Raw genomic sequence first — 23,787 nt, 5'->3', positions numbered from 1 at the left:
CATGCTGGCGCGCGTTTCCAACGACAAGGCCGAAACGGTCGGAGGACTATGTATGGGGACTGTAACGAGGGGACTGTTGCTGGCGGGGGCCTGTCTGGCTATGGCAGGGTGTTTGCGCGATGGCGGCAGCGACGATGCCGAGGTGTCGCGGCTGGCGGCGGGTCCGGATCTGCGGCCCGATCAAGAGGCACGGGCCAAAGAGGCCGCGCAATCGGAAATCATCAGCGAGTTGCAGGCGCGGCGGTCGGTTCTGGTGACCGGCAGCAGTTTTGATCAGGTTGCGGGGTCGGTTCTGGCCGCCTATAGCCGCAGCGCCGAGGCGGATTTGCTGAGCGCGCGGCTGCGGGCCGAGGCGGCATCGAAGAACTGGTTGCCGCGCATCGGACCCAATCTCAGCCTGACCAGTCTGAGTGATATGGTCAGTCAGTTGATTGTCGAGCAGGTGCTCTATGACAATGGCCGCAAGAAGGCCGAGCGTGAGTTTGCCAAGGCCGATGTCGAGGTGGCCGCCGTGACGCTGGCCGAGGATGTGAACGGGCGGGTCTTTGAAGGGCTGTCGCTCTATCTTGATGCGTCGCAGGCGCGCGAGCGTCTGGCGGTGGAGCGGCGCACGCTGGAGGATATGAGCCGGTTCGAATGGATCATGTCGGAGCGGGTCAAGGGTGGCGTGTCGGATATGTCCGACCTCAATATCCTGCGCTCGCGTCTGGCGGAAATCCGTGAGGTGATGGCCGGGCAGCAAGAGGCTGAAGCTACGGCCATTGCCGAGTTGAACGCCATGGCGGCGCAGCCCCTGGGCGGGGTTACGGGCCTGTCGGAGGTGCCGGTTGATGCGGGGGCTGTCGCGGCGCTCGATGTGTTGCGCGCCATGGCCGAGGCCGAGCGCGACACCGCCGAGGCGGTGATGGCGCGGGCGGGCCTCTTGCCGGGGTTGACCGCCGGGGGGACGGTGGGCAATGGCGATACGAGTTTCGGGCTCAATCTGCGGTCCGAGCAATTGCTGGGTTTGGGCACCGGGGCGCAGTTGAAGGCTGCCGAGGCCGACAAGGAAGCCGCCAAGCGCCGCCGCGCGCAGGCCGATGAGGACAGCGACCGGGTGGTGCAGCGGCTGGAAGGGCAGTTGAGTGCCCTGTCACGGCAGGTGGGCGAGGCGAGCACGCTGCGCGACACGGCCAAGGCCAATCTTGATCTCTTTCAGGCGCAATATGATGCCGGACAGCGCGAGGTCATGGATGTGGTCGGTGTCTACGAGACCTTTGCCCAGAGGCAGGCACGCGCACTGGCGCTGAAATATGAACTGGCGCTGGCGCGGTTGCAATTGGCGCGGCACCTTGGTGTGCTGGCGGAGGGGAGCCGGATTTGACCAAGGCCCCCGTCGCCCTGACGATCACCACCGGCGTGCGCGGGGTTGAGGCGAGTGGCCCACAGCCCGCGCCGGCACGGTTCGGCGAGCGGGCTGTGGCGCGGGCGAAACTGGGCGTGACCTATGCCGCGCTCTTGGGGGTTGAGGCGGTCGAGCGCGATATTCTAGAGGCGATGATCGCGAGCAAGGCGGGCGGTGGCCCTGCCGATCAGCCGCAGCCGCGTGCGCTGGTGGATGGGCTGGAGGCGGCGGGGCTGATGGCGCGGGTCGAGCCGGTGGCGCAGCCGCATCCCGATCACTGGCCGGCGCTGGCGCAGATGACAAGCGGGCAATTCGTGCTGGTGCTGTCGCAGGCGGGCAACGTCTTGACGATCCATGACACGACCTGTGCCGATCAGCGCGCCGAGGTGGACTTGGCCGAGTTCGAGCCGGTCTTTACCGGCATAGTGGTGCGGGCCGAGGCGCCGGTGCAGAGCCTGAGCCGCGCGCATGACGCGCCCGAGGCCGCGCCGCATTGGTTCTGGAGCCAGTTTTCTGGATTTCAGCGGCATATCGCGGAGGTGGCGCTTGGGTCTTTCGTGGCTAATATTCTGGCGGTGGCGGTCGCGCTGTTCGCGCTTCAGGTCTATGACCGGGTGATTCCGCATCAATCCGAGGCGACGCTGTGGGTTCTGGCCGCAGGGGCGGGTCTGGCGCTGCTGATGGAAGCCGCGCTCAAGATCGCGCGGGCGCAGTTGATGGACGGGGCCGGGCGGCAAATCGAACTCAATGTGCAGCGTATTCTGATGGATCGTATTCTGGGCATGCGGTCCGAGATTGCCAGCAAGGGACCGTCGCAGATCTTTTCGGCGATGCGGGAATTCGGATCGGTGCGGGAGTTCTTTACCGCCTCCACCATCGGCACGCTCACGGATTTGCCGTTCATCGTGGTCTTTCTGGCGCTGGTGGCGTCGATTGCGGGCAATGTGGTCTGGGTTCTCATCTTGGGCGGGATCATCATGGTGCTGCCCGGCTTCCTGCTGCAAAAGCGGATGATGCGCCTGACCCATGAGATGCAAGGCGCGGGGGCGCGGGGCGCGCGGCTGTTGCATGAGGCGATTTTTGAGCTTGATACGCTCAAGACGCAGCGGGCCGAGGACCGGTTTCGCCGCATCTGGGGAGAGTTGACGGCGCTTCAGGCGATCAAGTCGAGCGAGCAGCGGCGGCTTGGATCGGTGCTGAGTTTCTGGGCGCAGGCGGTGCAGCAGGCGACCTATATCGTGGCGGTGATCCTTGGGGCCTATCTGGTCTTTGCGGGTGAATTCACCGTGGGCTCGATCATTGCCGTGGGGATTTTGACCAGCCGCACGCTCGGGCCGCTGACACAGCTATCGGGGACGCTGGCGCGGTGGGGGAATGTGAAATCGGCGCTGGCGGGGCTCGATGCGATTGCGCTGGCAGAGCAGGACGAGGCCGAGGGGCGCAGCTATTTGCGGCGGACGTCCCTGACCGGGGCCTATGAGCTGCGCGAGGTGCAGTTTGCCTATGACGCGGGGGGCGCGCCGGTTCTGGATATTCCGGGGTTGATCATTCAGCCCGGTCAGGTGGTGGCGGTGCTGGGCACCAACGGGTCGGGGAAATCGACCTTTCTCAAGCTCTTGTCGGGGCTTTACGCCCCAAGCCGGGGGCGGTTGATGCTGGATGGCACCGATATGGGGCAGATCGCGCCGCGCGATTTGCGCCGGATGATCGGCTATCTGGGGCAGGATGTGCGGCTCTTTACCGGCAGCCTGCGTGAGAACCTGAACCTAACCTTGCTGGAGCGCGATGACGCGCGGTTGATGCAGGCGTTGGAGTTTGCCGGGCTGGGGCCGTTTGTGCGCGGTCATCCCAAGGGGCTGGATCTGGAGATCCTTGACGGCGGTCAGGGGCTGAGCCAAGGGCAGCGGCAGTCGATCGGCTGGGCGCGGCTGTGGTTGCAGGACCCGGCGGTGTGTCTCTTGGACGAGCCGACGGCGGCGCTGGATCAGACGCTGGAGCGCACGCTGGTGAGCCGGCTTGAGACATGGCTCAAGGGGCGCACGGCGGTGATTGCGACGCACCGGATGCCAATTCTGAGCCTGACAAGCCGGACACTTATTCTGCAAGCCGGGCGCATGGCGGTGGACGGGCCGCGCGATCAGGTGCTGGCGCATCTGGCGCAGGCGGCGGGGACCGGGCCGGGAGGGGCATGACATGAGCGACGTGGGCGCGCGCAGCACCGCAAGCATTCTGGCAGAGTTGAACGGGCGCTTGCGCGGTCCGAGCCTGATGGTGTGGCTCTGTGCGGCGAGTGTCTGGATTTTCATCCTATGGGCGGCGTTGGCCTGGATCGACGAGATCGTGCGCGCGCCGGGCGAGTTCATTTCCACCTCGCGGCCGCAGATCATCCAGAACCTCGAGGGCGGGATTCTGGCGGAACTGTTGGTGCAGGAGGGCGATGTGGTGGCGCGTGGCGATGTTCTGGCGCGGCTGCACGATACGCGGTTCAATTCCGAAGTGGCGGATTTGCAGGATCAGATTGCGGGTCTTGAGGTGCGGCAATTGCGGCTGGAGGCGGAATTGGCGGGGCAGTTCGATTTCGCCGTGCCCGAGGCGGTTGTGACACGGGCGGGGGAAATGGTGGCCTCGGAGCGGGCGCTCTTGCGGGCGCGGCAGGAGGATTTCGTCAAGAGCAGTGAGGGCGCCAAACGCGTGATGCAGCAATCCGCCGAGGAAAAGCGGCTCTTGGAAGGGCTACTCGAGAAAAAGATCGTGGCCTTGATCGAAGTGACGCGCGCCCGCAAGGCGCATGCGGATGCCGAAAAGCGCTATGACGAGATCGTGACGCAAGCCGAGTTGGAGCGGGCCGAGGCCTATTCCGAGACCTTGAAGGAATTGGCGACCCTGCGCCAGACTCTGCGCGCCAGTCAGGATCAGCTCAACCGGACGGTGTTGCTGAGCCCGTTGCGCGGAGTGGTCAACAATCTGAGCGTGACGACGATTGGCGGCGTGGTGCGCCCCGGTGAGGAGATCCTGGAGATCATTCCGCTCGATGAGGAGATGTTTGTCGAGGCGCGGGTCGAGCCGCGCAATATCGCCAATATCCGGCGCGGGCAGGAGGCGACGATCAAGCTCACGGCTTATGATTACACGATCTATGGCACCCTGAAGGGGCGGGTTGATTTCATTTCCGCCGATACGTTCAAGGACGAGCGGGCGCGTGATCCCGATGGCGATCCGCATTACAAGGTGACGCTGCGCGTGGATATGGGGGCGCTGACGCCCCGGCAGGCGGGGATAGAGATCAGGCCCGGCATGCAGGCGGAGGTGGAATTGCACACCGGCGAAAAGACAGTGCTGCAATATCTGCTGAAACCGCTCTACAAGAGCCAGCAGGCGCTGCGCGAGCCGTAAGAGGCAAGGCGCGGCGGGCATGAAAAAGGCGGCGTTGGCAGGGGCCACGCCGCCTTTTGTGATGTCCTGCTTGGATCAGCCCTCGGCGGGTTTCGGTGCGGGGGCCGCTGCGGCGGGGATTGCCGGCTTGGGGGCAGATTTGTTACCGGTCAGGGGGTCGTCCTGACGCTGCACCGAGCCCTCGAAATGCGCGCCGCTCTCGATGGCGATGGTCTTGTGGATGATGTCGCCCTCAACCCGAGCGGTCGAGGTCAGACGCACCTTGAGGCCACGCACGCGGCCCACGATGCGGCCATTGATCACGACGTCATCGGCAATGACCTCACCTTTGATGGTGGCGCCTTCGCCCACTGTCAGCAGATGCGCGCGAATGTCGCCCTCGATCGAGCCTTCGACCTGGATGTCGCCGGTGGTCTTGAGATTGCCTGTCACGTGCAGGTCCGAAGACAGCACCGAGGCGGGCGGCTTGGCCTTGGGGGCCGATGCCTTGAATTCACTGTTCAGCGCGTCGGGCCGCGCCGAATCGAGCCGGTTCTCGGAGGCAGCCGGTTTGGCCTCTGCGGGCTTTTGCGCGGGTTCGTTGATTTTGCTCTTAGAAAACATTGTTTGCAGCCTTGATGTATATCATGGGGTTGACGGACTGGTCGCCGACGCGGACCTCGTAGTGTAGATGTGTGCCCGTAGAACGTCCAGAGTTGCCCATATCACCAATCCGGTCGCCGCGCGAGACCCTTTGCCCGACGTTGACGCGGATTTGCGAGAGGTGGGCATAGCGGGTTTCAATGCCGAAGGCGTGCTTGATCTTGATCAGGCGGCCATAGCCCGAGAGCCAGCCCGCATGGGTGACGACGCCATCGGCAGTGGAATAGATCGGCGTGCCCTGAGGGGCGGCGAAATCGGTGCCCTGATGCATCCGGCCCCAGCGCATGCCATAGCCGGATGTGAAGCGAAACGCGCTCTTGACGGGTAGGGCGAAGGGAGCCTTTTGCGCGGCGATGCGGTAGAGGTTGAGTTCGTCCATCCGGTTGAGGATGCGGTTGGCGCGCTCGGCATCGACCGAGGGTTCTTCGCCGCGGGTGGAGAAGGACAGGGGCATCAGCGGACCGCCCTGACCGGAATAGCCCCGGCGCACCGCATTGAGCAGCGTGTCGGTGTTGAGACCTGCGGCGCGGAACATCTTGTCGAGGGGTTCGACGGAGATCGCCATCGCATCCTCAAGTTGGCTGAAGATCTGGTCGTTCTGATCCTTGAGCAGGCGCAGTTGCGTTGTCATTTCATCGGCGTGCAAGAGCGCGTCCTGCGCATTGGCAATCGTCGTGTCGCGCTCTTCGGCTGCGTCCGAGAGGGCGGCGGTCAGAAAATCGACCGTCGCGTCCGTGCCCGTTTCAGTGCCGGTGCCGGCGCCGGTTGCGCCGTCGGTCTCCAAGGAGAGGGCCAATTGCTCGGCTTCTTGGCGGGCTGTTTCCCGCTCGGACATGGTGCGCCGCAGGGTGGTTTGGATCACCTCGATCCCGGTTTCCAATTCGCGGCGGCGGGTCTCAGAGGCCAGCAATTCGGATTGCATCAGCGAGATCTGTTCCAGCGCGAAGCTGAAGCGTTCCTGTGCGGCAATCGCCTCTTCGGCGCGTTTGTCGCGTTCGGAAGAGAGCGCATTGAGCCGGTTTTCATAGGTGCGCTGGTCGCGCTTGGCCTGTTCGCGGAAGTTGCCAGACCCGATGCTGTCCATCAGCAGAATTGACGTGGCGATGATCGACCATGCGACGATGGCCGCAGCCCCGGCAAAGGCGAAAAGTTGGGTAGAGGGGCGCAGGCGGATGAAACGTGTGTCGGTATCGGACCGCAAAAAAACCCGACGCTCGGGGAAATACCGTTCCAGAATGGAGTGAACTTTTATCGCAAGTCTTGTTCTCACGCGTCTTCTGCCCTTGTTGCCTCGGTCATCATCCGGCGCGTGGCTGCGATTATCCCAGCCGCCGTGTTGGAGTGTGCTTAGCCAGTGGTCGGGCTTTGGGCAAGATTTTTGACCAAACGGGTTCCAAGGCTTGGCTGTTTCCCGCTTGATTGGCGGAAAATCGCCGATAAATGGGAGAATATTTCAATCTCTGGTAGAATGCGCGTCGCTAAGCGGCCAGTAGAAATCCGGTGGCAAACCGGCTTCGGCGCGTTTCTCTTCGTTGAACGGGGGTTTCAATGAGCCGTGGAAGTAGCGGCGCACGAGGTCGTGGAAGGCGATCTTGGGGTCGAGATCGTGGCGACCGCAGAGAAAATGAAACCATTTGGACCCATAGGCAACATGATGCACCTCCTCGGCATAGATCACCTGCATGGCGGTGACGGCGCCGGTTTCGCCCGCGCGCTGGAAAATCTCGATCATGCCGGGGGTGACATCGAGGCCGCGCGCCTCGAGCACCATGGGCACGACAGCGAGGCGGCCCATGAAATCCTGCGCCGTATCCTCGGCGGCGCGCCACATGCCTGCGTGGGCAGGCAGGGCGCCGTAATGGCTGTTCAATGCTTCAAGACAGTCGCATATCAGGTTGAAATGTTTGGATTCTTCGTCTGCTGCCTTTACCCAGTCATCATAGAATCCGATGGGCATCGGGGTGTCGGCAAAGCGCGCGATGATGTCCCAATGCAGGTCCACGGCATTGAGTTCGATATGGGCCACGGCATGCAGGAGGGCGACGCGCCCCTTGTCCGAGCCGGGACGGCGGCGCGGCACGTCGCGCGGATCAAGCAATTCAGGGTGCTCGGGGCGGGCAGGACGCGGCGGCGGCGTGGCACGGCCCAAGGCAATGCCGTGCCCCGCCTCGCGCGCGGCGAACCACGTCGCGGCATGGGCCCGCGAGAGTGCTGTCTTGGCGCGGCCGTCGTGGGTCGAGAGCACCTCGACGGCCATTTCTGTCAGGGTGGGGTCGCTCACAGCGCCTTGACCGCGTCCAGCACCTCTTCGGCGTGGCCGGGCACTTTGACCTTGCGCCAGACGCGGGCGATGCGGCCCTCACCATCGATGAGGAAGGTCGAGCGCTCGATGCCAAAGAATTTCTTGCCATACATGCTTTTTTCCGTCCAGACCCCATATGCTTCACAGGTACCGGCATCCTCATCTGACAAAAGCGGGACCGAAAGCGCGTGTTTGTCCCGGAATTTCTCATGACTGGCGAGGCTGTCCTTGGAAATGCCGAGCACGGTGGCGCCGGCGGCGTCGAACTGATCCTTGAGGGCGGAGAAGGCCACCGCCTCTTTGGTGCAACCGGAGGTGTCATCACGGGGGTAGAAAAACAGCACAACAACGCCGGGGCGCAGGCCCGAGAGCGTTACAGTTTCACCGCCATCGCGCGGCAGCGTGAAATCGGGAGCGGTATCGGACATATCTGGCATGGGGTTTCCTCTGAGATGCAAAAATGTGAATTCCATATTAGGTCGCAAAAGGCGAGAATAAAGCCACGAGGCAGAAGAGATGCGCAAGACGCGTCCGAACGGATAGGATGAGCACGGAGCCGACACAAGAGCAGGGCGCGGCAGAGATGCCGCAGCCGACGAACGGGACGCCTGTGCGGCCCCGCACGCGTCGTCGTGTGCTGCGGCATCTCATGCAGTTCTGTTTTTCCTGTGCGGTCCTGCTGGTGGTTCTGGGCTTGATTGTCGCCGTGAACATCGGGGTGAACCTGCGGGCACCCGTTTGGCTGCAAGAGCGTATCGCAGAGCGGATTGATGCGAGCGTGCCGGGCTATCAGTTGCGGTTCGGCGAGATGTCGTTGGTGGTGGGTGAGGATCTTGTGCCGCGTGTGGCGCTGCGGGATGTGGCGCTGGCCAATCTTGACGGCGTGCCGCTGGTGACGCTGGGGTCGCTTGATGTGACGGTTGCACCGGAGCCGCTGTTGCGCGGAGAGGTGCAGCCGAGAACGGTCCGCCTGTCCGGTGCTCAATTGGGGTTGCGGCGGCTGGCGACCGGCGAGTTGTCGATTGTGTTGGGCGCGATGGGGCAGGGCGGCACGTTCAACGAGCAGCTTGATGCGCTCTTTGCGCGGCCTCAATTGGACGCGCTGCGGTTGGTCACGGCGGATAACCTGAGCTTGCGTTACGAGGATGCGCGGGCGGGCCGCGCGTGGAGCGCCGACGGTGGCCGGGTGGAGTTGACGCGCGCGGGCAACGGAATTTCGTTGCGCGGGGATGTGGCGCTGCTTGGTGCACGCGACTATGCCACCACGTTGGCGGTCAATTACGAGGGCCGGATCGGTAGCAAGGTCGCGGAGTTCGGCGCGACCTTTGAGGATATGCCAGCGAGCGATATTGCCGGGCAGTCGCCAGCGTTGGCCTGGCTTGGGGCGCTGGAGGCACCGATTTCGGGAGCTGTGCGCGCCGGAGTCGATGCCGAGGGGCGGCTTGGGCCGCTCAATGCCACCTTGCAGATCGGGGCGGGGGTGTTGCAGCCGACGCCCGCCACGGCCCCAATCAAGTTTCGCTCGGCGCGCAGTTATTTCACCTATGATCCAACGGTCCAGGAAATCCGGTTCACCGAGTTGTCGGTGGACAGCGCCTGGGGTCAGGTGCGGGCCGAGGGCACGGCGCGGCTGGTGGGGATGGAGGCCGGTTGGCCACGCGAGTTGCAGGCGCAGATCCGGGTGAGCGATGTGGTCGCGGACCCGGCCGACCTCTATCCAGAGCCGATCCGGTTCGAAGAGGCGCGGATGACGCTGCGGTTGCGGCTGGACCCGTTTGTCCTGACCTTGGGAGAGTTGAGCCTGAGTGATCAGGGGCAGAACCTGCGGGCGCGCGGCGAGGCGCGCGGCAGTGAGGAGGGATGGGACATCTCGCTTGAAGGGGCGATGGACGGGCTGTCTCCCGAGCGGTTGATGGCGCTCTGGCCGCGGGCGACCAAGACGAACACGCGCGAGTGGCTCGAGAAGAATGTGCGCCGCGCCGATCTGAGCCATATTCAGTTTGCCCTGCGGATGCAGCCGGACATGATGCCGGATTTCAGCCTCGGGTTCGATTTTGCGGATCTTGAGACGGTCTATGTGCGCGATGTACCGCCCATTACGGATGCCTCGGGGCGGGCGTCGCTGCATGACAACCGCTTTGTCATTCAGGCCGAGCGGGGGCATGTGGTGGCGGAAGAGGGTGGCCGGATCAACGTGGCGGGCACCAGTTTCATCATCCCCGATGTGCGGATCAAGGACGGCCCGGCGCAGGCCCTGATGCAGACCCGCAGCACGATCACGGCGGCCTTGTCGCTGCTCGATTCGCCGCCGTTCCGGTTCCTGCAAAAGGCGGGGCAGCCGGTGACGGTGGCAGAGGGGCAGGCGGCGTTGGACGGGGAGCTGATGTTCCTGCTCAAGAAGAAATTGACGACGGAGGAGGTGGCGTTTGACGTGACCGGAACCCTCAGCGACGTGCGCAGCGAGACGCTGGTCAAGGGGCGCGTTCTGGCGGCTGAGCGTTTGGCGGTCGAGGCGAGCAACCGGCATCTCGAGATCGGTGGCGCAGCGCAGGTGGGGGCCGTGCCGGTGCGCGGCAGTTGGGACATGGCCATCGGGAGCAACCCGCAAGGGGAGAGCCGGGTGCGGGGACAGATCGAGTTGTCACAGCGGTTTCTGGAGGAATTTGGCATCGGGCTGCCCCCCGGCAGCCTGTCGGGCGAGGGGCAAGGCGAGATAGAGATCGGCTTTGCCAAAGGGCAGCCCCCGGACTTTGCGCTGACATCCGATTTGGCGGGACTCGCGCTGCAGCTGCCGCAACTGGACTGGGCCTTGGGCCAAGGACAGCAAGGGCGGCTTGATGTGGTGGGCCGACTGGGGGCGCTGCCGGAGGTCACGGCGCTGAGCCTGAGCGGTGCCGGGCTTGAGGCGCAGGGGCGTGTAAGCCTGGACCCGGGCGGCGGTCTGGAGCGGGCCGAGTTCAGCCGGGTCACCTTGGGCAACTGGCTGGATGTGCCGGTGAGTTTGGTTGGGCGTGGCGCGGGGGTGACGCCGCGCGTCGAGGTTATGGGGGGCACGGTCGATTTGCGGCAAACCTCTTTGGGAGGGACGGGCGGCGGAGCGGGCGAGGGTGCGCGCGGTGGCGGTCCGGTTACATTGCGGCTGGAGCGGTTGCAGATTTCCGAAGGCATTGCCCTGACCGAGTTTCGTGCGAATTTGGACACCTCAGGTGGAACCAATGGCACATTCACCGGGCTTTTGAACGGGTTGGCCCCGGTCACTGGGCAGGTCGTGCCCATGTCGGGGCGCAGCGCGTTCCGGATCAGATCCAACGATGCCGGAGAGGTGTTGGCCGCGGCGGGCCTGCTGCGGCAGGCGCGCGAGGGGGTGTTGGAGTTGGTATTGACGCCTGCGCCGGAGCCGGGAAGCTATGATGGGGTGCTGGGGATTGATCAGATAAGGATCAAGGACGCCCCGGCGCTGGCGGCGCTCTTGAATACGATCAGCGTCGTGGGACTGCTGGAGCAGTTTTCCGGCAAGGGTCTGCATTTCGGGCGGGTCGATGCGCAGTTCCGCCTGACGCCGAACCGGTTGATCCTGCTGGAAGGCAGTGCGGTCGGTGCCTCGGTCGGGATTTCGATGGATGGGTATTACACCATGGCGAACAAGCAGATGGACATGCAGGGTGTGGTGTCGCCGGTCTATTTGCTCAATGGGATCGGTGAGGCCTTTACCCGGCCCGGTGAGGGGCTTATCGGGATGAACTACACGCTCAAGGGCCCCTCGACTGACCCGGTGGTGTCGGTCAATCCGCTCTCGGCGCTGGCACCGGGGTTTCTGCGCGAGTTGTTCCGCCGACCTGCGCCCACGGTGGGCACCGGACGGGCCGCGACCTCGGGGCAGATCAAGGGCGAAGCCGAGCGTGAGGCGCAGGACATTCACCAAAGACAGGACAGATGAAACTTTCAGATTTCGATTTTGACTTGCCCGAGGCGTTGATTGCGACGCGCCCCGCGAGGCCCCGGCGCGCCGCACGGTTGCTGGTGGCGGAGGGTGCGGCGATCACCGATGCGGGGGTGGCCGACCTTGGGCGGTGGCTGCGGACCGGTGACCGGCTGGTGCTGAACGACACGCGCGTGATCCCGGCGCGGCTGTCGGGGCTGCGCCATCGCTCTGGGGCGCAGGGGGACACGGCGGCCAAGATCGAGGTCACGCTGTTGGAGCCGGGGGCGGAGGGCACCTGGGGCGCGCTGATCAAGCCGCTGAAGAAGGTGAGCGTGGGCGAGGAGATTGTGTTCTCGGAGCGGTTGTCGGCGGTGCTCGAGGCCAAGGAAGAGGGGCAGGGGCGGCTGCGGTTCAACCTGCGGGCTGACGATTTCGACGCGGCGCTGGCTGAGGCGGGGGCGATGCCGCTGCCGCCCTATATCGCCGCGCGCCGTCCGGCTGATGATCAGGACAAGGTGGATTATCAGACTGTCTGGGCGCGGGCGCCGGGGGCGGTGGCGGCACCGACGGCCTCGTTGCATTTTGATGAGGCGCTCTTGGCGGAACTGGCGGCGATGGGGGTGGGGTTCACCCATGTCACGCTGCATGTGGGCGCGGGGACGTTTCTGCCGGTCAAGGTCGAGGATGTGACCTCGCACAAGATGCATGCCGAATGGGGCGAGGTGAGTGCCAAGGCCGCCGCAGAGATTGCCGCCACGCGCGCGGCGGGGGGGCGGATCATTCCGGTTGGCACCACTGCGCTGCGCCTGATCGAGACGGCGGCGCGGGCCACCGGCGAGATTGCGGCCTGGTCGGGGGATACGGATATCTTCATTTATCCCGGTTTCGAATTCCGTGTCACCGATGCGCTGATGACCAATTTCCATCTGCCGAAATCGACGTTGATGATGTTGGTGTCGGCGCTGATGGGGCAGGGCGTGATCGCCCGAATTTATGCGCATGCGGTGGCGGGGGGCTATCGCTTTTTCTCGTATGGCGATGCATCGCTGTTGATCCCGGCGGCAAAGCCTGACAGGCGGGGCGCTGAGGGGACAGGGTAAGTCGCCTTTGAAGTGCTGCAGGTGCGGGCATCTGGTAGGCTGGCGAGAGAAGACGAAGGAGAGGCGCGATGTTTCAGGTGCTGTCGGGGGCATGGGCCCTTTTGTTGGGCATGATGTTGTTGCAGGTCGGCAATGGCATGCAAGGCACGCTTCTCGGGGTGCGCGGCGCGCTCGAAGGGTTTTCGACCTATGAGATGTCGGTGGTTATGTCGTCCTATTTCGTGGGATTCCTGTTCGGTTCTCGGATGGCGCCTGAGATGATCCGTCGGGTCGGGCATGTGCGGGTGTTTGCCGCGCTGGGGTCAATGATTTCGGCGGTGCTGATCCTCTATCCGACGATTGCAGAGCCCTGGGCCTGGTCGATTGGCCGGGTGCTGATCGGATTCTGTTTCTCGGGGGTCTATGTGACCGCTGAAAGCTGGCTGAACAATTCCGCGACCAATGCGACGCGCGGCAAGGCGCTGTCACTCTATATGATCGTGCAGATGATCGGCATCGTCTCGGCGCAGGGGTTGATGGTGCTGGCGGACCCGTCCGGCTATGTGCTTTTCGTCATCCCGTCGGTTCTGGTGTCGCTGGCCTTTGCGCCGATTCTGCTGTCGGTCAGCCCGACGCCCGCCTTTGGCACGACCAAGCCATTGTCGCTGCGGCAGATCATGAAAATCTCGCCGCTGGGCTGTGTCGGGATGCTGCTGACGGGGGGGGTCTTTGCCGCCCAATTCGGCATGGCGGCGGTGTATGGCGCCGAGGCGGGCCTTAGCGTGGGGCAGACTTCGGCCTTTGTCGCGTCGTTTTACGTGGCTGCCGTCGTGGCGCAGTATCCGCTGGGCTGGCTGTCAGACCGGATGGACCGGCGCAAGCTGATTGCGGGCGTGTCGTTGGGAACGGGCATCGGGGCTGTGGTCGGCATGATGCTGGGGGATAACTACTGGTTCCTGTTGTTGGCCGGGTTCATCGTGGGGGGCACGTCGAACCCGCTCTATTCGCTACTGATTGCCTATACGAACGATTTTCTGGAGCATGATGACATGGCGGCAGCGGCGGGCGGCATGGTGTTCATCAACGGGCTGGGCGCGATTGCAGGGCCGTTGATGGTGGGCTGGATGATGGGAGTCATGGGGCCGGGCGGCTATTTCCTCTATATCGCGGTGCTGATGTTCGCGATGGTGGCCTATGCGATTTATCGGATGACGCAGCGCAAGGCCCCCGCAGTGCGCGAAACCGACCGGTATATGCCGGTTTCGCCCTCTTCTTCGCCAATGGCGGTGGAGTTTGCGCAAGAATATGCCATTGAAACTGCGCAAGAGGCGAAACAGGATTGAAATTAAGTAAATATGTCCCTTTTGTAGTAATATGTTACTGTGAAAGCGGGCTAAAAACCCGTTAACGTCACGAAACCATCATAGGACAATGAGGAGTCCCCCCTATGGTTACACCCGACGACGTGTTGCGGTTCTGGCTGGATGAGATCGGGCCGGGGGGCTGGTACAAGACCTCTGAGGCGCTGGACGCCAAGGTGACAGAGCGGTTTGAGGCCGCTTGGGAGAATGCCCGTGATGGGGCCTATGGTCTGTGGCTGACCTATCCGACCGGAATGTTGGCCTATGTGATCCTGACCGATCAGTTTCCGCGCAATATGTTCCGGGGCGAGGCGAAGGCCTTTGTCACCGATGCGCAGTCACTGGCGGCGGGCAAGGTCGCGATCAATCGCGGTTGGGATCTGCGGATTGATGAACCGGCGCGGCAATTCTTTTACCTGCCCTTGATGCATTCCGAGAACCTGTGTGATCAGGAGCGTTGCGTGCGGTTGATGTGCGAGCGGATGCCACAGCACGGGGCTGAGAACCTGACACATGCGCGGGCGCATCGCGAAGTGATCCGGCAATTCGGGCGATTTCCATATCGCAATGCGGCGCTGCAACGTCCGTCGACCGCGCTGGAGCGCGCGTTCGAGGCCGAGGGCGGGTATGGCGACACGCTGCGCAGGATCAAGCAGGTCGCCTGATCCGCGCCCCACTCTGCGCTCTCAATTGCTCGAAAGACACGGATGACGATTGTTTGTTCAATCGCTCAATCATGTCGCGTTGCGATTTGGTGGAAAATAGTTTAATGGCAAACTAAATTTTGAAAGGGAGGGCCGCATGGCATCGACGACCTATGACATGATCGTAATCGGGGCAGGTCCGGGCGGCTATGTGGCTGCGATCCGGGGCGCGCAACTGGGCCTCAAGGTGGCTATTGTCGAGCGCGAGCATATGGGGGGCATTTGTCTCAACTGGGGCTGTATCCCGACCAAGGCGATGCTGCGCTCCTCTGAGGTGTTCCACCTGATGCACCGGGCCAAGGAGTTCGGCCTGAGTGCCGAGGGGATCGGCTATGATCTCGATGCCGTGGTGAAACGCTCGCGCGGGGTGGCCAAGCAGCTGAGCGGTGGCGTCGCGCATCTGATGAAGAAGAACAAGGTGACGGTGGTGATGGGCGAGGCGACATTGCCCGCCAAGGGTAAGGTCAGCGTCAAGACCGACAAGGGCGTTGAGGAGTTGGAGGCCAAGCATATCATTCTGGCCACTGGTGCGCGGGCGCGTGAGTTGCCCGGGCTCGAGGCGGATGGCGATCTGGTGTGGACCTACAAGCACGCTCTGGTGCCGCCGCGTATGCCCAAGAAGCTGTTGGTGATCGGGTCGGGTGCCATCGGAATCGAATTTGCCAGTTTCTACAACACGCTGGGGAGCGAGACCACCGTGGTCGAGGTGATGGAGCGCATCCTGCCGGTGGAAGATGCCGAGATTTCCGCCTTTGCCAAGAAGGCGTTCACCAAGCAGAAGATGAAGATCATGGAAAAGGCCATGGTCAAGCAATTGGACCGGGGCAAGGGCAAAGTCACCGCGCATATCGAGGTCGGTGGCAAGGTCGAGAAACACGAGTTCGATACGGTGATTTCCGCCGTGGGGATTGTCGGCAATGTCGAGGGTCTGGGGCTGGAGGCGCTGGGCGTCAAGATCGACCGGACGCATGTGGTGACGGATGAGTATTGCCGCACCGGCGTTGAGGGGCTCTATGCGATTGGTGATATCGCGGGCGCGCCGTGGCTGGCGCATAAGGCGAGCCATGAGGGCGTGATGGTGGCCGAGTTGATCGCGGGCGGGCATCCGCACCCCGTCAAGCCCGAGAGCATCGCGGGCTGCACCTATTGCCATCCGCAGGTGGCGAGCGTGGGGCTGACCGAGGCGAAGGCCAAGGAAAAGGGCTATGCCGTCAAGGTGGGCCGGTTCCCGTTCATCGGCAATGGCAAGGCGATTGCGCTGGGCGAGGCCGAGGGCATGGTCAAGACAGTGTTTGATGCCAAGACTGGTGAGCTGCTTGGTGCGCATATGATCGGCGCCGAGGTGACGGAATTGATTCAGGGCTATGTGGTGGGTCGTCAGTTGGAGACCACGGAAGAGGATCTGATGAACACGGTCTTCCCGCATCCGACGCTGAGCGAGATGATGCATGAGAGCGTGCTGGACGCCTATGACCGGGTGATCCACATCTGAGATTGTCCGGGCGGCATGAACATAGCAGGCGCGTCTGACAAGGGTCGGGCGCGCCTGTTGCGTTCGGGGGCTGACCTTGGCCCCAAACGATGGACCGCGCGGTGCCTGTCCGCCCCACCGGACGGGCGCTGCGCGGCGGCGCGTGCCGCGCCTTGAGTCCGCGCTTTGGTGATCGGGGCCGATGTCGAGTCAAGGCCAATGGTCCCTGCCACAGCGATGGCGATATAGGTGATTTCAAGTTAGATATTTGCGCAGGGCGCTTGCTTGGCTAGGCTCGTGCATCAAGGGGAGGACCACAGGGATGCCGCAGAACGAGATCAAGCCGCTCGGGGTGCCGGAGATGGGCGCTGTCGGATTCAACATGCTGGGAGAGGCGCTGCGCCGGGGATGGGCGGATATGCGCCGCGCGCCGGGATATGCGGTGATCTTCGCCGGTGTCTATGTGCTGATCGGCTGGGGACTGGCCTGGATCACGCTGGTCACCGGCAAGAGCTATTGGTTGATCTTTGCCGCTGTGGGCTTTCCGTTGGTGGGGCCGTTCGCCGCTGTGGGGCTATATGAGGTAAGCCATCGGCTGAGCGAGGGGCGGGCGCTGGTGGCGTCCGAGATTTTCGGGGTGATCGCGCATCAGAGGCGGCGGCAATTGCCGTCGATCTGCGTCATCATCATCATGGTGTTCCTGTTCTGGTTCTTCCTTGCGCATATGATATTCGCGCTGTTCATGGGGCTGTCTACGATGACCAATGTATCTTCGTCTTTGGAGGTCTATTTCACGCCCGAGGGGATGAGCATGCTGGCGGTGGGAACAGGGGTGGGGGCCGTGTTTGCCCTCTTGCTCTACAGTCTGACGGTCGTGTCGCTGCCGCTGCTTTTGGACCGCGAGGTGGATTTTGTCACCGCAATGCTGACGAGCCTCACTGTTGTGATGGAGAACCCGCTGCCGATGCTGGCCTGGGGCGCGCTGGTGGCGGGGCTGACGTTCCTGGCGATGCTGCCCGCGTTTCTGGGGCTGTTTTTCGTGCTGCCGCTCCTGGGGCATGCGACGTGGCATCTGTACACGTTGATTTGCGAGGCGGGGGGCACTGCCCCCCGGACCCCCGCGAGTACTTGAGCCAAGAAAAGCACGGTGCGTTAGGCCTCGCGGCCATGAGCGACAAGGCGGGCGTGCAGGGATGCCGCCTCGGCCGCGCCTGCCTCCAGCGCAAAGACATAGGCATGGGTGAGGAAAAAGCAGGCGGCGTTGAGGTCGTTCGCCGTGTCGGCCGCCTGCGCATAGAGGGCGATCAGCGCCGCTTGATCGCCCGTCGCATGGGCGCGGATCATAGCGCTGTCGAGATCGGTCATTCCGCCGCGCGCGCCATGGCGCGATGCGTCTCGACGCGCCCAGCCACCCACGCGTGGAAGCAATGTGTGGGGCTGTCCATTACGGGTGAGAAGCGCCCGCCGTCGAAATAGGTGGCGTGGCGACCGCGCTGCATGCCCTGAACGACAAAGATATCCTCTTCGAACACGGTTTTCCAAAGCTGGGTGTTGCGCATGCGCAGACCGTCATCGGCGTTGGGGACCGAGTAATAGAGGTGGATATGTTCGACCGTGCGCTCGGTGCCTTTGGGTTCCAGAATGATGGCAAAGGCATGGTCGCGGTGCACGCCCAAGAGGACATTGGGATAGGCCGCAACGTATTCGGCCTGTTCATTCCATTTCGCGCCCACGTCGGCGAAATCGGGGAAGGTCTCGCCGTTCTCATTGGTGATCTGGCGATAGACCATGGTGCCCTGACCGGAATATTCGCCCGGCTTCTCGATGTGGTAGTGATCTTCGAGCCGGGAATAGCTGTTAAGGCCCGGGTGCACCCAAGGCAGGTGATAGCTCTCGCAGTAATTCTCGACTGCGAGTTTCCAGTTGGTTTGCACCTCAAGCGTAAAGCGGCTGTCGGGGCCGCCGTGATAGACCGGCAGATCGAATTCGCGCCAGCGGGCGATGAGATCGGCCATGGCCACCTCGAACGCCGGGGCGTCGCCCGAGACATTGATCCAGACCACATCGCGCCAGATATGGCTGCGAATCTCGGTCAGGCCCAACTCTTCGCGTTTGATGCTTTCGTGGGTATTATGGCCGGGCCCGCCGACATGCGGGGTCGACACCAACGCGCCCTTGGTCGAATAGCACCAGGAATGGTAGGGGCAGCGGATGGCCCCCTCGATCTTGCGCGGTTCCTCGACGAGGATCATGCCTCGGTGGCGGCAGATGTTCTGGAAAACGCGCACCTCTCCGTCCTTGTCGCGGATGAGGAGGAGCGGCATGCCGAGAAACTCCAGCGGCTTGGCGTCGCCCGGTTCCGGCACATCGGCGCCCACGGCAAGTCCTGCCCATTGGCTGAAAAGAAGCGCGTGCTTTTCTTCTGCAAACACGGCGGGGTCGATGTAATGGGCGTTGGGCAGGCCGTTGGCCTGCTCTACGGGCGTGCGGACATTCGACAGGTCGGTCAGAGCGGGCATTTGGCGTCTCCGGGGTTGGGGCTGGCGCTTACTCTGCCATAGCCCCGCGCCCGTACGCGCCTATCTGCGACGCGGCGCGTCAATCCCGCGACAAGCCGCCCGCTGCGACCTCTATCAGAGGCCGCGCGGCAGGGCGGCTACACCGGTGCGCGCCATTTCGACAAGGCCGAGAGGGCGCATCAGTTCGGCGAAAGCGTCGATCTTTTCGGGCGCGCCGGTGATCTCGAAGACAAAGCTGGTGAGCGTGCTGTCGACCGCATTGGCGCGGAAGATGTCGGCCAAGCGCAGTGCCTCGACGCGTTTGTCGCCGCTGCCCTCGACCTTGAGCAGCGCCAATTCGCGCGCGACGCTGGGGCCTTCGACGGTCAGGTCATTGACCTTGTGGACGGGCACGATGCGGCCAAGCTGCGCCTTGATCTGTTCGATCACCTGCGGCGTGCCAGTGGTGACGATTGTAATGCGCGAGGTGTGGCCGGTGTGATCCACCTCGGCCACCGTCAGGCTGTCGATATTATAGCCACGGCCCGAGAACAGGCCGATCACGCGGGCCAGAACGCCTGGCTCATTATCGACCAGCACCGCGAGCGTATGGGTTTCCTGCACATCCGAAAACGTCGGACGCAGGTTATAGGCGGAATGTTTGGACGAGCCTTTTTTGATTTGCAGAGCGGACATTATGCGGATTCCTTGTTGATCGGGCGTGGTCGGTGGTGGGGCAGACCCCGCGTCAAACCAGCACCGCGCCGCCCTCTTTGATGGCGTCCTTGGTGCTGGCCTCGCCCAAGAGCATCTTGTTGTGCGGCTCGCCCGACGGGATCATCGGGAAGCAGTTTTCGTGCTTTTCGACGAGGCAGTCAAAGATGACCGGCCCGTCGTGGTTGAGCATCTCCATAATCGCATCGTCGAGATCGGCGGGCTCATGGCAGCGGATGCCCTTGGCCCCGAAGGCCTCTGCCAGTTTCACGAAATCGGGCAGGGATTCCGACCAGCTTGACGAGTAGCGCTCGCCATGCAGCAATTGCTGCCATTGGCGGACCATGCCGAGGCGTTCGTTGTTGAGAATGAACTGTTTGACGGGCAGGTGGTATTGCATCGCCGTGCCCATTTCCTGCATGTTCATCAGCCACGACGCCTCGCCTGCGACATTGATGACGAGGGCCTCGGGGTGGGCGATCTGGACGCCGATGGAGGCCGGAAAGCCGTAGCCCATGGTGCCAAGCCCGCCGGAGGTCATCCAGCGGTTGGGATCGTTGAAGCCCAAATATTGCGCCGCCCACATCTGATGCTGGCCCACTTCGGTGCAGATATAGCGGTCGTGATCCTTGGTCAGCGCCTCGAGCCGGGCGAGGGCGTATTGCGGTTTGATCACCTTGCCTTTTTGGCTGAATTTGAGGCAGTCGACCTTTTGCCATTCGGTGATGCGGTCCCACCACTTGGCGATGCCTTCACGGTTGAGTTTGCCGCCGCGCGCCTTCCACACCTCGAGCACATCGGCCAGAACATTGGCGATATCGCCAACAATGGGGATATCGGCGCGGATCACCTTGTTGATCGACGAGGGGTCGATGTCGATATGCGCCTTGATGCTGTCGGGGCTAAAGGCATCGAGCCGCCCGGTGATCCGGTCGTCAAAGCGTGCGCCGATGTTGATCATCAGGTCACAGCCATGCATCGCCATATTGGCCTCGTAGAGACCGTGCATGCCGAGCATGCCAAGCCAATGCGGACCATTGGCGGGATAGGCGCCCAGACCCATCAGGGTCGATGTGGTGGGAATGCCGGTGGCCTCAACCAGTTCGCGCAGGAGGCGAGTGGCCTCTGGGCCCGAGTTGATGACGCCGCCGCCGGTGTAGAAGACCGGACGCTTGGCCTTTTCGAGGGCGGCCACCAGATCGGTGATGCCTTCGATATCGCCTTTCACCTGCGGTTGGTAATGCGAGACCCGCGCCTGTTTGGGGGCCGTATAGGTGGCCGAGGCGAATTGCACATCCTTGGGGATGTCGACCAGAACCGGGCCGGGGCGGCCAGTGGTCGCGACATGAAACGCCTGATGCAGCGTGTCGGCAAGGCGCGCGGTGTCGCTCACCAGCCAGTTGTGCTTGGTGCAGGGGCGGGTGATGCCGACGGTGTCGGCCTCTTGAAAGGCGTCATTGCCGATCATGAAGGTCGGCACCTGTCCGGTCAGAACCACCAGCGGAATGGAATCCATCAGCGCATCGGTGAGGCCCGTTACCGCATTGGTGGCACCGGGGCCGGAGGTGACAAGCACCACGCCCGGTTTGCCGGTGGAGCGCGCATAGCCTTCGGCGGCATGCACGGCGGCCTGTTCGTGGCGCACGAGGATGTGGCGAATATCATTTTGTTGAAAGATCTCGTCATAGATGGGTAGCACGGCACCGCCGGGATACCCGAATACGACATCCACGCCCTGATCCTTGAGGGCCTGGACCACCATTCTCGCTCCGGTCATCTGACGTGTCATGTGCTCGTGCTCCGTATATGACGTCAATTCAAGTCGCATAAAAAAGCCCCCGGTGGGAAACGGGGGCGCATGGGGGACCGATGAGGTTTCCGTTACCGGCCCATGCGCCATTTGCCTACGATGTTTCCTAGTGTGGTCACGCGGGCGACTCCTATGCTGCGTGGCGGCGACATTAGGTCCGGGTGCAGAGAGCGTCAAGCCGATTTGGTGGATAAAATGTCGCAAACCGGGATGAAATCTTTGCATTTATTGCGCGAAACTTGGTCTCGGCGTTTGAATCGCGGAAATGACGGGTGTTGGCGGGGTGATGGTTTGGGAATCGGCGTGGGCGTCTTGGCGTGAGGCCATGGAATTCATCTGGTTCCAAATACCTCGGGGTTTGGGCTGACCCCCGATCTGCCAGCATGGATCAGAGCCGGACGCCTGTGCCCTGCAACACCCCATGTTCCAGCGCATAGCGGGTGAGCCCGGCGGTCGATGCGATGCCGAGTTTGCGCTTGATGTTCTTGCGATGTGTCTCGACCGTGCGCACCGAGATATCGAGCGCCTGCGCCACGTCCTTGTTGGATTTGCCTTGGGCCAGTTGCAGCAGGATCGTCTGTTCGCGGTTGGTGAGTTGTTCGCGATCGGGGTTCTCATAGGGTTCGAGCGAGCCTTTGGCCCCGGTGCAGAGATAGCGCTGGCCGGTCATCACCGCGTCAATGGCGCGCTTGATCTCGTCGGTGGGCACATCCTTGAGCACATAACCCGCAGCACCGTGGCTGAGTGCCGAGGAGATATATTCGGGGCTGTCATGCATGCTGAGGATCAGGATGCGGGTGTCGGGGCGCTTTTCGAGGATGATCTCGGCTGTGGTCAGCCCGCCCAGCCCCGGCATGTTGAGGTCGAGCAGGATCACATCGGGATCAAGCGCCTCGACCCGGTCGATGATCGCCTGTCCGTTGCACAGGCTGGCGAGGATTTCGATATCGTCATAGCTTTCGAGGATGGACTGGATGCCTTCGGCGACCATCGGGTGGTCGTCCACGATCACGATCCGAATGGGGGCTCTGGTCATGCGCGGGCCTTTTCCTTTGGGTTGGGGCGTTCTTGGGGCGGCAAAAGGTGGGTGAGGGGGACGGTTGCCTCAATGGCGGTGCCGGTCTTGGTTGAGATCACCGCTAAAGTGCCGTCCAGTTGTTCGACTCGTTCCTGCATGTTGCGCAGGCCCAGACCGCCGCCGGGGGTGCCCGAGGGTTTGGCCTGATCAATGCCGCAGCCATTGTCGGCGATCCTCAGGGTGGCGCCGCGGGCATGGCCGCGCACATCAATGGTGACGCGGGTCGCGCCGGAATGGCGTTCAATGTTGGTAAAGGCTTCTTGCGCAACGCGGTAGAGAGCGATCTTTGCCTCGTTATCCAGTCGGTTGCGAAACACCACTGTGCTGAACTCGGTTGCGATGCCGGTGCGCTTGCCGAAGTCTTCGGCCAGCGTCTTGAGCGCGGGACCGAGGCCGAGGTCGTCCAGCACGGCGGGGCGAAGATCGCGGCTGATGCGGCGGACCTCTTGAATGGCACCCGAGAGGTGGGTGATGCCGCGTTCCAGCGTGTCGGCGGCGCGCGCATCGCCCGACGCGAGGCGGCGCTTGGCGGTATCAAGCGCATAGCGCACGCCGACGAGGATCTGGCTGATGCCGTCGTGCAATTCGCGTGCGACGCGGCCGCGCTCCTCTTCCTGTGCGTCAAACACGCGCTGGGTGAGTTTCTTGAGCTTGGCATCGGCGAGGCGGCGTTCACGGATATTGATGAAGAGGCCCGAGACGAAGACGAGCAAGAGCGCTGCCAGCATCGCGGCGCCTATGTAGAAGAAGGTGCGCTCCACCCGCGCCTCGACCTTTTCGCGCGAGGCGGTGACGGTGGCCACCACATCGTCGATGAACACGCCGGTGCCCACCGCCCATCGCCAGTCTTGCAGCCCAATCACATAGGTGACCATCTGAGCGCGCTCGCCGGTCGAGGGTTTGGGCCATTCGTAGCTGTGATAGCCGCCGCCGGTGCGGGCGAGGCGGATCAATTCATCGGTGATGGGTTGGCCGCCCTCATCCTCCAGCCCTGTCCAGTTGCGACCGATGAGTTCGGTATGTCTTGGGCTGACAAGGTTGGTGCCGTTATAATCGAAGACAAAGAAATAGCCGTCCTGCCCATAGAGCATGCCCGCGAGGATCTGGCTGACCTGTTCCATGGCGCGTTCGTCGTTGGGCGCCGCGCGCCCGTAGATGTTCACAAAGGCGGTGCGGGCGATGGAGAGGTAATTCTTGAGTTCGGCGCGCTTGGCCTCGATCAGCTGCGCCTCGAGCGTTTCGATCTCGCGTTCCGCAAGTTGGCGCGATTGCAGCGTGACCACGACCGATATTGCCAGTGCCGTGAGGATCAGCGGCAGGGTGGCGATCAGAAAGAGCTTTTGGCCATAATTGAGCCGAATGTGGGCGAAGAGGCGGTTCATGGATCAGCGATAGGGCGAAATGCGCGTCATATCCAGTCTTTCGCGCG

General features: G+C 63.1%; 19 protein-coding genes. 9 read left to right on the top strand and 10 right to left on the bottom strand.

What is annotated here, in order from left to right; translation table 11 throughout:
* Position 1 precedes the first annotated feature (1 nt).
* From ACSSVY_RS05880 to ACSSVY_RS05870, 3 genes are read left to right on the top strand one after another with little or no spacing between them, the layout of a single operon-like run.
* Positions 2-1,363: a TolC family protein gene (locus ACSSVY_RS05880; RefSeq protein WP_454268475.1), complete on the top strand. Its 1,362-nt coding sequence runs from the start codon at positions 2-4 to the stop codon at positions 1,361-1,363.
* Positions 1,360-3,576: an ATP-binding cassette domain-containing protein gene (locus ACSSVY_RS05875; RefSeq protein ID WP_454268474.1), complete on the top strand. Its 2,217-nt coding sequence runs from the start codon at positions 1,360-1,362 to the stop codon at positions 3,574-3,576. The genes ACSSVY_RS05880 and ACSSVY_RS05875 overlap by 4 nt, the downstream gene beginning before the upstream one ends.
* A 1-nt stretch (position 3,577) precedes the next feature.
* Positions 3,578-4,777, top strand: a complete 1,200-nt coding sequence (locus ACSSVY_RS05870; protein ID WP_454268473.1) for an HlyD family type I secretion periplasmic adaptor subunit — start codon at positions 3,578-3,580, stop codon at positions 4,775-4,777.
* Positions 4,778-4,852: 75 nt separating this feature from the next.
* Here the strand turns inward: ACSSVY_RS05870 and ACSSVY_RS05865 are convergent, their stop codons facing one another.
* The 4 genes from ACSSVY_RS05865 to ACSSVY_RS05850 form a co-directional block, all read right to left on the bottom strand.
* The gene (locus ACSSVY_RS05865) at positions 4,853-5,380 is read right to left on the bottom strand and encodes a bactofilin family protein (RefSeq protein WP_454268472.1); all 528 of its coding nucleotides are present in this window, start codon (positions 5,378-5,380) and stop codon (positions 4,853-4,855) included.
* Positions 5,370-6,689, bottom strand: coding sequence for a DUF5930 domain-containing protein (locus tag ACSSVY_RS05860; protein WP_454268471.1), 1,320 nt, complete (start codon positions 6,687-6,689; stop codon positions 5,370-5,372). The genes ACSSVY_RS05865 and ACSSVY_RS05860 overlap by 11 nt, the downstream gene beginning before the upstream one ends.
* A 183-nt stretch (positions 6,690-6,872) precedes the next feature.
* A complete protein-coding gene (locus ACSSVY_RS05855) occupies positions 6,873-7,676 on the bottom strand; it encodes a ferritin-like domain-containing protein (RefSeq protein ID WP_454268597.1) in 804 nt (267 codons plus the stop codon).
* Between the two features lie 20 nt (positions 7,677-7,696).
* Positions 7,697-8,158: a peroxiredoxin gene (locus tag ACSSVY_RS05850; protein ID WP_454268470.1), complete on the bottom strand. Its 462-nt coding sequence runs from the start codon at positions 8,156-8,158 to the stop codon at positions 7,697-7,699.
* A 107-nt stretch (positions 8,159-8,265) separates the two neighbouring features.
* On the opposite strand from ACSSVY_RS05850, the gene ACSSVY_RS05845 reads away from it, so the two are divergent.
* From ACSSVY_RS05845 to ACSSVY_RS05820, 6 genes are all read left to right on the top strand, one after another.
* The gene (locus ACSSVY_RS05845) at positions 8,266-11,658 is read left to right on the top strand and encodes a YhdP family protein (RefSeq protein ID WP_454268469.1); all 3,393 of its coding nucleotides are present in this window, start codon (positions 8,266-8,268) and stop codon (positions 11,656-11,658) included.
* Positions 11,655-12,743, top strand: a complete 1,089-nt coding sequence (queA, locus tag ACSSVY_RS05840) for a tRNA preQ1(34) S-adenosylmethionine ribosyltransferase-isomerase QueA (protein WP_454268468.1) — start codon at positions 11,655-11,657, stop codon at positions 12,741-12,743. Before ACSSVY_RS05845 ends, queA begins: the two co-directional genes overlap by 4 nt.
* Before the next feature lie 68 nt (positions 12,744-12,811).
* Positions 12,812-14,065, top strand: coding sequence for an MFS transporter (locus ACSSVY_RS05835; protein WP_454268467.1), 1,254 nt, complete (start codon positions 12,812-12,814; stop codon positions 14,063-14,065).
* 104 nt (positions 14,066-14,169) lie between these two features.
* Positions 14,170-14,748, top strand: a complete 579-nt coding sequence (locus ACSSVY_RS05830; protein ID WP_454268466.1) for a DUF924 family protein — start codon at positions 14,170-14,172, stop codon at positions 14,746-14,748.
* Between the two features lie 136 nt (positions 14,749-14,884).
* Complete coding sequence (gene lpdA / locus ACSSVY_RS05825; protein ID WP_454268465.1) at positions 14,885-16,279, top strand: dihydrolipoyl dehydrogenase; 1,395 nt, start codon at positions 14,885-14,887, stop codon at positions 16,277-16,279.
* Between the two features lie 301 nt (positions 16,280-16,580).
* Positions 16,581-17,390: a DUF2189 domain-containing protein gene (locus ACSSVY_RS05820; protein WP_454268464.1), complete on the top strand. Its 810-nt coding sequence runs from the start codon at positions 16,581-16,583 to the stop codon at positions 17,388-17,390.
* Positions 17,391-17,410: 20 nt separating this feature from the next.
* Here the strand turns inward: ACSSVY_RS05820 and ACSSVY_RS05815 are convergent, their stop codons facing one another.
* The 6 genes from ACSSVY_RS05815 to ACSSVY_RS05790 all read right to left on the bottom strand — a co-directional run bounded on the left by ACSSVY_RS05815 (position 17,411) and on the right by ACSSVY_RS05790 (position 23,740).
* Positions 17,411-17,623 (bottom strand): hypothetical protein, encoded by a 213-nt coding sequence (locus ACSSVY_RS05815; protein WP_454268463.1) that lies wholly within the window; start codon positions 17,621-17,623, stop codon positions 17,411-17,413.
* A complete protein-coding gene (locus tag ACSSVY_RS05810; protein WP_454268462.1) occupies positions 17,620-18,777 on the bottom strand; it encodes an aromatic ring-hydroxylating oxygenase subunit alpha in 1,158 nt (385 codons plus the stop codon). The genes ACSSVY_RS05815 and ACSSVY_RS05810 overlap by 4 nt, the downstream gene beginning before the upstream one ends.
* Positions 18,778-18,891: 114 nt before the next feature.
* On the bottom strand, positions 18,892-19,452 hold the full coding sequence (gene ilvN / locus ACSSVY_RS05805; RefSeq protein ID WP_454268461.1) for an acetolactate synthase small subunit: 561 nt from the start codon (positions 19,450-19,452) through the stop codon (positions 18,892-18,894).
* A 52-nt stretch (positions 19,453-19,504) separates the two neighbouring features.
* Positions 19,505-21,259 carry an acetolactate synthase 3 large subunit gene (locus ACSSVY_RS05800; protein ID WP_454268460.1) on the bottom strand — a complete coding sequence of 585 codons (1,755 nt, stop codon included), beginning with the start codon at positions 21,257-21,259 and terminating at the stop codon, positions 19,505-19,507.
* A gap of 409 nt (positions 21,260-21,668) precedes the next feature.
* Positions 21,669-22,316 (bottom strand): response regulator, encoded by a 648-nt coding sequence (locus tag ACSSVY_RS05795; RefSeq protein ID WP_454268459.1) that lies wholly within the window; start codon positions 22,314-22,316, stop codon positions 21,669-21,671.
* Entirely contained in the window at positions 22,313-23,740 is a 1,428-nt protein-coding gene (locus ACSSVY_RS05790) for a cache domain-containing protein (protein WP_454268458.1), read from the bottom strand. The genes ACSSVY_RS05795 and ACSSVY_RS05790 overlap by 4 nt, the downstream gene beginning before the upstream one ends.
* Positions 23,741-23,787: the final 47 nt, after the last annotated feature.

Source organism: Roseovarius sp. MBR-51, assembly GCF_053628575.1.
This window is presented reverse-complemented; position numbering and strand designations above follow the sequence as displayed.

Coding starts and splice junctions, on each gene's coding strand:
- ACSSVY_RS05880 (WP_454268475.1), top strand. CDS start 2: ATGCTGGCGCGCGTTTCCAACGACAAGGCCGAAACGGTCGGAGGACTA.
- ACSSVY_RS05870 (WP_454268473.1), top strand. CDS start 3,578: ATGAGCGACGTGGGCGCGCGCAGCACCGCAAGCATTCTGGCAGAGTTG.
- ACSSVY_RS05865 (WP_454268472.1), bottom strand. CDS start 5,380: ATGTTTTCTAAGAGCAAAATCAACGAACCCGCGCAAAAGCCCGCAGAG.
- ACSSVY_RS05855 (WP_454268597.1), bottom strand. CDS start 7,676: ATGGCCGTCGAGGTGCTCTCGACCCACGACGGCCGCGCCAAGACAGCA.
- ACSSVY_RS05850 (WP_454268470.1), bottom strand. CDS start 8,158: ATGCCAGATATGTCCGATACCGCTCCCGATTTCACGCTGCCGCGCGAT.
- ACSSVY_RS05845 (WP_454268469.1), top strand. CDS start 8,266: ATGAGCACGGAGCCGACACAAGAGCAGGGCGCGGCAGAGATGCCGCAG.
- queA (WP_454268468.1), top strand. CDS start 11,655: ATGAAACTTTCAGATTTCGATTTTGACTTGCCCGAGGCGTTGATTGCG.
- ACSSVY_RS05835 (WP_454268467.1), top strand. CDS start 12,812: ATGTTTCAGGTGCTGTCGGGGGCATGGGCCCTTTTGTTGGGCATGATG.
- ACSSVY_RS05830 (WP_454268466.1), top strand. CDS start 14,170: ATGGTTACACCCGACGACGTGTTGCGGTTCTGGCTGGATGAGATCGGG.
- lpdA (WP_454268465.1), top strand. CDS start 14,885: ATGGCATCGACGACCTATGACATGATCGTAATCGGGGCAGGTCCGGGC.
- ACSSVY_RS05820 (WP_454268464.1), top strand. CDS start 16,581: ATGCCGCAGAACGAGATCAAGCCGCTCGGGGTGCCGGAGATGGGCGCT.
- ACSSVY_RS05815 (WP_454268463.1), bottom strand. CDS start 17,623: ATGACCGATCTCGACAGCGCTATGATCCGCGCCCATGCGACGGGCGAT.
- ACSSVY_RS05810 (WP_454268462.1), bottom strand. CDS start 18,777: ATGCCCGCTCTGACCGACCTGTCGAATGTCCGCACGCCCGTAGAGCAG.
- ilvN (WP_454268461.1), bottom strand. CDS start 19,452: ATGTCCGCTCTGCAAATCAAAAAAGGCTCGTCCAAACATTCCGCCTAT.
- ACSSVY_RS05800 (WP_454268460.1), bottom strand. CDS start 21,259: ATGACACGTCAGATGACCGGAGCGAGAATGGTGGTCCAGGCCCTCAAG.
- ACSSVY_RS05795 (WP_454268459.1), bottom strand. CDS start 22,316: ATGACCAGAGCCCCCATTCGGATCGTGATCGTGGACGACCACCCGATG.
- ACSSVY_RS05790 (WP_454268458.1), bottom strand. CDS start 23,740: ATGAACCGCCTCTTCGCCCACATTCGGCTCAATTATGGCCAAAAGCTC.